The organism is Clostridium lapidicellarium (genome assembly GCF_041224415.1).
Taxonomy (GTDB): domain Bacteria; phylum Bacillota; class Clostridia; order Clostridiales; family Clostridiaceae; genus Clostridium_B; species Clostridium_B lapidicellarium.
Map to the genome: position 1 here is coordinate 1 of NZ_JBGFFE010000052.1, position 2,736 is coordinate 2,736.

A 2,736-nucleotide genomic window follows, 5' to 3' on the forward strand; every position below is an offset into this window, starting at 1 on the left:
AGTTTATACCCTGCTTCCAAGGCACGCTTGTTCAAATCTTCCGTTCCCCTGGGAACCCTATTCAGCACGGCAGCTTCCAGAGATTTCTTTGAAGCAATATTCAGTACGCTGTTTATGGCCCCCACTGCAATTATATTGGCCACCATGGATTTGCCTATAACTTCATTTGCAGTTTTCAGTATGGGAATCTGGATCACTTTCCCGGCCCTGTTACTGCTTGGAACTATGACCGATGAATCTATAAGCAGTATCCCATCCCTGTCAAGGGAGCCTATATATTTATTACAGGATTTCTGAGTCAAAGTCAGCAAAAGATTTGTCCTTAAAACTTTCGGAAAATCAATTTCCTCGTCGCTTATAATCACTTCCGCCTTGCTCGAGCCTCCCCTGGCTTCCGGCCCGTAAGACTGCGACTGGATAACTTTCTTTCCCTCCATTATGGCAGCTTCCGCCAGGATAACTCCTCCTAAAATAAGTCCCTGTCCTCCTGAACCAGTCAATCTCAATTCCAATTGGTTACCCATAATTCATCTCTCCCTTATTATAAATTATTTATTTTACGAACCTGTCTATTATTTTTTGATATTCTTCAGTATATTCAGGTTCTGCAGTATTTTTAAACTCTCCTATCAAAAATTTATCTTCAAGTTCCTCCGGCGAAAGTTTCCCGGCCGCCTTTACGTCCACTGCATGGTCCCTCTGCCATTTCATCATATCCACGGCAGAGCCCTTCTTGTTTTTCCTTCCGTAATAGGTAGGACACACGCTGACGCCTTCTACCATGGAAAATCCTTTATTTTGAATACCTCTCTCTATGAGGGAAATCAGCTGTTTCGTGTGGTAGACAGTACCTCTCGCCACATAAGTCGCCCCCGCTCCAGCTGCAAGTTTCGGAATATCAAAGGGCCTGTCAACCGTGCCGTAGGGTGCAGTGGTTCCCCTGTCACCTCTCGGCGTTGTCGGGGAATACTGCCCACCCGTCATACCGTAGATGTTGTTGTTGAAAATAACTGTCGTGATGTCGATATTTCTCCTGGCTGCATGGATTAAATGGTTTCCTCCAATAGCCACGGCATCGCCGTCACCCGAAATGACTATAACAGTAAGCTCTGGATTGGCCAGTTTGACTCCCGTTGCAAAAGCTATCGCCCTGCCGTGTGTGGTATGAAGCGTATTAAAATCCATATATCCCACGGCCCTTGAGGAACATCCTATTCCGGATACAACACATACTTTATTTTTGTCGAGTTTCAAATTATCTATAGCCTGTATAATAGATCTCATCATTATACCGTGCCCGCATCCGGGACACCATATATGAGGTAAGTTTCCCATTCTCAAGTAATTTTCCACAAGCGTACTAGCCATTTTAAAATACCTCCCTGATCTTAGATAGTATTTCCTGGGGAGTAATAACTTCACCGTTGATCTTCCCTATCTTGAAAATATTCGACTCGTTTTTTACTACTCTCTCCACTTCCAGAGCCAGCTGCCCGTGGTTGAGTTCGGCCACTATTATATTCTTGGCCTGTTTCCCCACATCCGCAATCTGTTTCTCAGGAAATGGCCAGATAGTCACAGGCCTGAACAGCCCAACTTTCAGGCCGGCTTTCCTTGCCTGCTTTACTGCACTCCTTGTGCTTCTTGCAGTTCCACCGTAGGAAATCACTACAGTTTCCGCATCTTCCATATAGAGTTCATCGCAGGTCACAATATCGTCCAGATTATCTTCAATCTTTCTCAAGAGCCTGCTGCACAGAACGTCCGCCACTTCAGTACTGTTTGTCGTAAACCCTGATTCAGTGTGGACAAGTCCTGTGACGTTAAACCTGAATCCTTCCCCAAAATTCGCCATTAGAGGGACAAGTTCCCCTTTTTCCACATGGTATGGCAAATAGTTCCTGTCTCCCTTTTCAGGTTTCTTACGGTTTATTATCTTTAAATCCTGCTGCCTCGGAATCTCTATCCCCTCTCTCATGTGGGCCACAATTTCATCCATCAGCAGTATAACAGGTGTTCTGTACTTCTCCGAAAGGTTGAATGCCCTGACAGTCAAATCAAAAGTCTCCTTGACGGAAGAAGGCGATATTGCTATTACCGGATGGTCACCGTGGGTCCCCCACCTTGCCTGCATGACATCTCCCTGGGACGGTGAAGTCGGGAGCCCCGTACTGGGGCCGTGCCTCTGTACATCCACAATGACACAGGGAACCTCTGCCATTGGCGCATAGCCTATATTTTCCTGCTTCAGTGAAAATCCTGGCCCGCTTGTAGCCGTCATGGATTTCACACCCGCAAGTGATGCACCTATAGCTGCGGCCATTCCTGCTATTTCATCCTCCGTCTGAATGAACTTTCCACCTACCATGGGAAGTCTTTTAGACGAAAGCTCTGCTATTTCAGTCGAAGGTGTTATGGGGTATCCCGAATAAAAACGCATCCCCGCTGCAATAGCCCCCTCCACACAGGCTTCATTTCCCTGCAATAGTTTTATACTGTTATTCATACTTACTTACCCCCTAAAAAGATTGCATAATCCGGGCACCGAAGCTCACACAGTCCGCACTTTATACATTTATCTTCATCTACAATTGAAACCTTCCCGTTTTTCAAAGCCAGTACATTTTTGGGACAAAACTCCACACATATACCGCAGCCTTTACACCACTCCTTTTCCAGTTTCAAATGCACACCATTTTTCACACCAATCAATTTAATTTACCTCTCTTCCAACTT

General features: G+C 45.6%; 4 protein-coding genes. All 4 read right to left on the reverse strand.

The features are described 5' to 3' along the window. Nucleotides 1-524, reverse strand: a 524-nt coding sequence (locus tag AB8S09_RS15715; RefSeq protein WP_369869547.1) for a 2-oxoacid:acceptor oxidoreductase family protein, incomplete at its 3' end; no start/stop codon positions are given. A gap of 28 nt (nucleotides 525-552) precedes the next feature. Continuing rightward, on the reverse strand, nucleotides 553-1,368 hold the full coding sequence (locus tag AB8S09_RS15720; RefSeq protein WP_369869549.1) for a 2-oxoacid:ferredoxin oxidoreductase subunit beta: 816 nt from the start codon (nucleotides 1,366-1,368) through the stop codon (nucleotides 553-555). Between the two features lies 1 nt (nucleotide 1,369). Continuing rightward, complete coding sequence (locus AB8S09_RS15725; protein WP_369869550.1) at nucleotides 1,370-2,506, reverse strand: 2-oxoacid:acceptor oxidoreductase subunit alpha; 1,137 nt, start codon at nucleotides 2,504-2,506, stop codon at nucleotides 1,370-1,372. Between the two features lie 2 nt (nucleotides 2,507-2,508). After that, a complete protein-coding gene (locus AB8S09_RS15730; protein WP_367112699.1) occupies nucleotides 2,509-2,703 on the reverse strand; it encodes a ferredoxin family protein in 195 nt (64 codons plus the stop codon). Between the last annotated feature and the right edge of the window lie 33 nt (nucleotides 2,704-2,736).